The sequence below is a fragment of the Salinivibrio sp. PR919 genome, from assembly GCF_001995355.1.
GTDB classification, from domain to species: domain Bacteria; phylum Pseudomonadota; class Gammaproteobacteria; order Enterobacterales; family Vibrionaceae; genus Salinivibrio; species Salinivibrio proteolyticus.
This window is the reverse complement of record NZ_MUFL01000124.1, coordinates 1-5,883: the sequence shown is the minus strand read 5'-3', so window position 1 is coordinate 5,883 and position 5,883 is coordinate 1. Positions and strand designations below refer to the sequence as shown.

General features: G+C 40.8%; 7 protein-coding genes and 3 pseudogenes. 4 read left to right on the top strand and 6 right to left on the bottom strand.

Features of this window, described 5'->3' with window-relative positions:
• The 3 genes from BZG83_RS15595 to BZG83_RS15585 form a co-directional block, all read right to left on the bottom strand.
• Positions 1 to 450, bottom strand: a 450-nt coding sequence (locus BZG83_RS15595; RefSeq protein WP_131825106.1) for a class I SAM-dependent methyltransferase, incomplete at its 3' end; no start/stop codon positions are given.
• Positions 451 to 646: 196 nt separating this feature from the next.
• A complete protein-coding gene (locus BZG83_RS15590; protein ID WP_077481910.1) occupies positions 647 to 1,246 on the bottom strand; it encodes a class I SAM-dependent methyltransferase in 600 nt (199 codons plus the stop codon).
• A 126-nt stretch (positions 1,247 to 1,372) separates the two neighbouring features.
• Entirely contained in the window at positions 1,373 to 1,906 is a 534-nt protein-coding gene (locus BZG83_RS15585; protein ID WP_077481908.1) for a GNAT family N-acetyltransferase, read from the bottom strand.
• Between the two features lie 108 nt (positions 1,907 to 2,014).
• Between BZG83_RS15585 and BZG83_RS17055 the strand changes: the two are divergent.
• A pseudogene (locus BZG83_RS17055) lies at positions 2,015 to 2,131 on the top strand (IS110 family transposase); the annotation flags it as partial.
• A 105-nt stretch (positions 2,132 to 2,236) separates the two neighbouring features.
• Here the strand turns inward: BZG83_RS17055 and BZG83_RS15575 are convergent.
• A complete protein-coding gene (locus tag BZG83_RS15575; protein WP_077481905.1) occupies positions 2,237 to 3,019 on the bottom strand; it encodes an SAM-dependent methyltransferase in 783 nt (260 codons plus the stop codon).
• Positions 3,020 to 3,134: 115 nt separating this feature from the next.
• Between BZG83_RS15575 and BZG83_RS17185 the strand changes: the two genes are divergently transcribed.
• Positions 3,135 to 3,395 (top strand): hypothetical protein, encoded by a 261-nt coding sequence (locus tag BZG83_RS17185; RefSeq protein WP_077481903.1) that lies wholly within the window; start codon positions 3,135 to 3,137, stop codon positions 3,393 to 3,395.
• Between the two features lie 21 nt (positions 3,396 to 3,416).
• Here the strand turns inward: BZG83_RS17185 and BZG83_RS15565 are convergent, their stop codons facing one another.
• The gene (locus BZG83_RS15565) at positions 3,417 to 4,184 is read right to left on the bottom strand and encodes a carbon-nitrogen hydrolase family protein (RefSeq protein ID WP_077481912.1); all 768 of its coding nucleotides are present in this window, start codon (positions 4,182 to 4,184) and stop codon (positions 3,417 to 3,419) included.
• Between the two features lie 92 nt (positions 4,185 to 4,276).
• Between BZG83_RS15565 and BZG83_RS17180 the strand changes: the two are divergent.
• Positions 4,277 to 4,384, top strand: a pseudogene (locus BZG83_RS17180) (IS110 family transposase); the annotation flags it as partial.
• Between the two features lie 218 nt (positions 4,385 to 4,602).
• Here BZG83_RS17180 and BZG83_RS15560 read toward each other — a convergent pair.
• Positions 4,603 to 5,400, bottom strand: coding sequence for a class I SAM-dependent methyltransferase (locus tag BZG83_RS15560; RefSeq protein WP_077481902.1), 798 nt, complete (start codon positions 5,398 to 5,400; stop codon positions 4,603 to 4,605).
• Between the two features lie 96 nt (positions 5,401 to 5,496).
• On the opposite strand from BZG83_RS15560, the pseudogene BZG83_RS17105 reads away from it, so the two are divergent.
• Positions 5,497 to 5,604, top strand: a pseudogene (locus BZG83_RS17105) (IS110 family transposase); the annotation flags it as partial.
• Positions 5,605 to 5,883: the final 279 nt, after the last annotated feature.

Genomic DNA, 5,883 nt, shown 5'->3' with positions numbered 1-5,883 from the left:
GTCAAAGTACTTAGGACATGGAAGTCGACAATCAAATACAAAAAAACTATTTCCGTGCATGTGTTTTTTTACATTTTCGAGCATGGATGAAAGGTCTGTATCTGAAAGAAATGCTTGAAAGGCATTTCCCGTCATAATAATCAGATCAAAGACGCTTTTTAAGTCGAAACTTACGGCATCCTTTTCATAAAACGTGACATTACTAGTATTTGATGACTTATGCTTCGCAAAATCAACCATTGAACGAGAAAAATCAATACCTACTGCATGAGATAACTTCTTTGATAATGGAATTGTTACTAGGCCAGTCCCGCAGCAGACATCTAGTAGGGATAAGATATTTCGATGAAGCATTAAATCCTGAAAGAACGATATTTCATCCGAATAGTAATTACCATACTGGGCATCATATTCCTCACCTGACCAAAACTCACTTCTACTCTGCTTCAAAAACTCTTTCCCTTGTACTTGAAAGTAATGTGGGGATCGTTACCATTCTTCTCTGTGGAAAAAGGAGAAGCGCAATAGTAAAGAAACCGTATACTTTTTTATATCTATCACTAATGCCAACGCACTAGAAAAATTCCCAGCATTACAATCTAATAAAAAAGCTTACATTACTAATGTTGTATATCAGGTGACCATATTATGATGTACGTTTTACAGCAACCACTGAAAAAATATGCCAATGCTTAGGGGCTCCAACCATTGTCGCGCCAGGCTCATCACGTTCTTTGAAACTGACTATTTCAAACTCTTCAAATAAGAGCTCAACTTGTTCTTTACTCAACGGAGCCGTCGGTAACCGAAAATTCGTTGCCCAAGTATCTCTAGGCCCCATAAAATCACCTACAAAAACACCACCAACCGCGATAGAAGAAGCAAGTTTTCGCCATGTATTTTTAAACTCTATCGGATCAGAAAAGAACAAACTTGAATTTGCTATCACTATGCCAGTAGAAGGATAATTGAAAGACTCAAATGAGCACTCTGAAAGTTTAACCAGCGGCTTTGAACTAAACCTTTCTGAACATATCGCAATAGAGTCTGGATTAATATCAAAGCCATACACCCGATAGCCTTGCTGCTCTAGATACGCTATCTCACTTCCGGTTCCACAACCGCAATCAACAGCGGTTTTCAGTCCAGACTGATCCAACTCAATGGCGAGTTCAGTGMGTGAATTGTGGGGGCGTAACAATGATTTTTCGTAGTACTGACGCCAAGTTGCTAAAGTATCATCCATAACGTTCAATATTCCAATAAAGTGAACCGAATTAAGGTGTGAACAACGCTTATCCCTTAGCTAATCCATTGTGCGTAAGTACCAAAGCTGATTAAAACTGAAAATGCCAGGCGCTGAAGATTTCTCTTAAAAACTTTGCCAGTTGCGTTCTAACCACTCCGAACGCAGCATCCCATATTTAACTGAATCGTAGTACTTGCCCTCGTAGTAACGCACTTTTCGCAATCTAGCTTCTTGTTGGAAGCCTAATTTCAATGCTAGTGACATCATGCGAGAATTACCCGACCAAGTTGTCATACCAACACGCTCAATTTCTTTAGTATTAAATAAGTATGAAACCCAGAGAGGAATGGCTCGTGCTGCGATACCCTTACCCCAACATGCAGAATCATAAATGATAATACCAGCTTCAAGCCAGCGAATTTCTTCACATTCCCAGTAACAATTCACTGTCCCAACAGGTACATCATTTGCAGTGACTAACTGTAAGTCTGAACCATTTAATAATCTTTGAAATGAAGATTTCTCAAACTGTTCTAGTGATGGATGCGAGTAAGTAAAGTAAGGGCCATTAAACTTTGTCCATTCATCGTTTGAAACAACAAAAGAATGGAGGAACTCCAGTTCGTCYTCCTTGGCTGGTCTTATTTCTATTTCCATATGTTCCTTAATACTTCGCGATTCTTTGTAGCAAACTAACGAATGACATGATTCCCCCTCTTGAAGATCTGCCACACTTAAGTGCGGCCTTTAATACCGGAGGTAACCATGTCTACTCAATTCTTTTGTGGCGTTGATCTCGCCAAGCACCACTGTTCTCTTCACGCGGTGGATGACCGCGGAAAAGTCATTCTCCATGAATCCGTTTCACGCATTAATTTATTAAACGTTAAAAACGACGTATCTCGATTAGCGCCGCCGAAAGTCGAAAARGTCGCCAAAATATAGTGATTGAAAATATAGTCGTTTTTTATGTGTACGGACCAAGTGTTAGCTACCAACTTTTTTGTAAGCGACTATATGAGAAAGAAATAGTAACGAATACCTTTCGTTATACCTTATCTTGTATTCATGTTCATCTTCAGATAGCTTTTCCCAACCTTCGCCAAAGTAGTCGTTTATATCATTAACAGCTTCATTTTCTTCTTTTAAATGCTTTTTGTTCCACTGATAAGTACATGACAAAACTAACACTCCATTAAAAACAGTTGCATCCTTTAGTGCTTTTACTAAATTTTTAGGCGACTCACATTGATCAAGTACGTTGAGGCAAACTGTTAAATCGAACTCTTTCGTAACCACACCATGTTCGAAAGGTGCTTCTATTAAAGTAAATACTACATGATTACATGCTTTTGCTATTGCTGAAGTATCAAAATCCAAACACCCCAACTCTTTCAAGCTCTTGATATAAGGAAATTCACATTTAGTACCATCAATTAGTATTTGTTTGAGATTTGATAGCAAGCGGTGAGACGGTTCAACAACTGTTACAGAACTAATGCTTGGCATGTTAGTAACTAACTCGTAGCTATTTCGCCCCAAAGCTGCCCCTACCTCTAATACGTTTATAGGATTAATACTTTCATATTCGAGACACTCAATAATAAACTTAGCTACACTTTGTGTGTGGTTTGAGGAGATAAACGATTCAGGTACGTACTTAGATTTACTCTCCAATTGCTCAAACACCCCACTTAAGCGAAGTTTATCAAGCCATTGAACTTCATAGTATGCCGCCAATCCTTTTAGATCTATGTAAAAATCGCCCACTTATAATTCCTCCTATGAAGCTYAATTCTTTTCCGGTGCGCATAACGAATGACATGGATTCCCCCTCTTGAAGATCTGCCACACTTAGGTGCGGCCTTTAATTCCGGAGGTAACCATGTCTACTCAATTATTTTGTGGCATTGCTCTCGCCAAGTACCACTTTTCTCTTCACGCGGTGGATGACCACGGAAAAGTCATTCTCCATGACTCTGTTTCACGCGTTAATTTATTACACGTTAAAAAAGACGTATATCGATTAGCGCCGCCGAAAGTCGAAAAAGTCGCCATTACTTCCTGCATGCGGAAGATGGTGATGTTCTTAAATTTGATGCTTAGAGACGACGTGATGTGGGATAAAAACCTCGCTAAAATTTAGGATTGACGACATACTCGTTTGTTATAACGCGGTTTCCAGTGAACTCATAGTCTCAACTGACCTCAACGCCCCCTTAGAAAACTCCAAGATACTTATCGCAAGTTGGTCTACAGGCATGGAAAAAAGACATTTACCATCGGTTCCAAATATACGGCTACCACCTAATCCACGAATGTTCTGAGCGTTGAGCGCTTGTGGCCAGTTGCACTGTAAAACAAACGCATCGAGTTCCTTAGCTATTTCAGAAGCCGCTGAAAAATAGCCCGTTAAGGTATTATCATTGCCGCTCTGCCTGATATAGCTAGGCCAAACTATGATTTCTGGAGAGCAGGAACGAACTTGAGAAATAAACCAGTCAGCATCCTCGACTTCTCGACAAATTACCGTGGTATAGCGAGTGCCATCAAGCTCAAATACGCTTCTATTACCACCTTTAGCAAAAAACTGGGATTCACTTTCAGTCAATCCAGCCTTGTCCCATTGTGCTATGACCTGACCAGTTTTATTGATGCACAAATAACTATTGAACACATTTAACCCAACTACTTTAGGTGCACCAAAAAACAGACTTATTCGATACTTTTTCGCTAATTTTTGTAGTTCGACTATGGCATTTTGAATTAAGAGTTCTTTACATTCAGCTTTTATATTTCTATGAAATCCACTTAATGCGAGTTCAGGGAAAATTAAGACATCTAGTGCACCTAGCCTTTTAATGTATCCAGATATTGTCGAAAGGTTTTGTGCAACAGTCCATCTCATTTGCATCTGAACAATGCCTATTTTCACTCTGTACTCCTGTAGCGTTATAACGAATGACATTGATTCTCCCCTTGAGAATCTGCCACACTGAGGTGCGGCCTTTAATACCGGAGGTAACCATGTCTACTCAATTCTTTTGTGGCGTTGATCTCGCCAAGTACCACTTTTCTCTTCACGCGGTGGATGACCACGGAAAAGTCATTCTACATAACTCGTTCTCATGCTCCTGCGTGGGAACGGGAAGTAATGTCTAATGGCCCTGTCATATGATTGGCAGGCAGCGGTGAGACCGCAGTAAGAGACCTTCTATATGTGTTTGCCGTAAGCAATGACTTAATGCCGGAAATGACAGAACGAAGTAGACGACTTTGTTGTTCGAGAGCATTGGCTGCTGGCGCAGCCAAAACATACTATTGCCTATTGACCGGAGAAGGGCTCATATGTGTTAACTGGCTTTTCTAGCGATCACTAAACCATGATTACTTGAACCTAATAAACTAGGTTCATCACAATTTATTAAGTGATAATCTAACCAAGTTTGATATTGAGATGGTGTAAAGCCATTAACACCATTAGAAATATAACGTCCAAAGCCATCTGTTGCGGAGTGACCGATAACACCAAAACCATTGTCTTGAACCAAACATTCAATTTCAGCCGGTGTGGCGAAGTACCCTACATTAAAGAAACTATCTGCTTTTGAATTTGAAACTGTGCCGTGCTTATTTAATTCGATAAGCACTTCGGGGGTAATCAATTCCGGAAATTGTTGAGCGAACATGCCCGCGACAAAAAAGCGTGAGATATAGGCAACAGCTAACACCCCATTTGGCTTCAGAATACGCAAAGCTTCTTTTATCGCCAGCTCTCTTTCGTGCAGAGTTTTCAAGTGATATAAGGGCCCTAGGATCACACAAACATCTTGAGAACTACTCTCAATAAATGAAACATCACACGCATTTCCCTCAAACACTCTTAAGTCGATACCCTCGGATTTAGCTTTGGTATTTAGAATATCGACTTGCTCAGGTACAAGCTCTACAGCTGTTACATCACAACCCATTTTTGCAAAACTTAAAGAGTAACGACCCGTAGCTGCTCCCAGCTCACATACCGATTTGCCTTTTGACAAATATGGTTCGAGTTTGTGCATTGTGGTGTCAAACTCTAACTGAGCAATATACTGTCTTGTCAGTCTTTGATCTTCATTAGCACCCGTATATTGGGCTATCAGTCCTTCCAATGTTCAATACTCCTTTTGCCAGTTAACGAATGACATGGATTCCCCCTCTTGAAGATCTGCCACACTTAGGTGCGGCCTTTATTACCGGAGGTAACCATGTCTACTCAATTCTTTTGTGGCGTTGATCTCGCCAAGCACCACTTTTCTCTTCACGCGGTGGATGACCACGGAAAAGTCATTCTCTATAACTCGTTCCCACGCTCCTGCGTGGGGACGGGAAGTAATGTCTAATTGCCCTGTCATATGATTGGCAGGCAGCGGTGAGACCGCAGTAAGAGACTTTCTATATGTGTTTGCCGTAAGCAATGACTTAATGGCGGAAATGACAGAGCGAAGTAGACGACTTTGTTGTTCGAGAGCATTAGCTGCTGGCGTAGCCCAAAAAATGCTATTGCCTATTGACCGGAGAAGGGCTCATATGTGTTATGCGACGCCTCACACCAAGCGCTGAAACTGACCGTTTTTAGCTTTGAAACCTCGCTT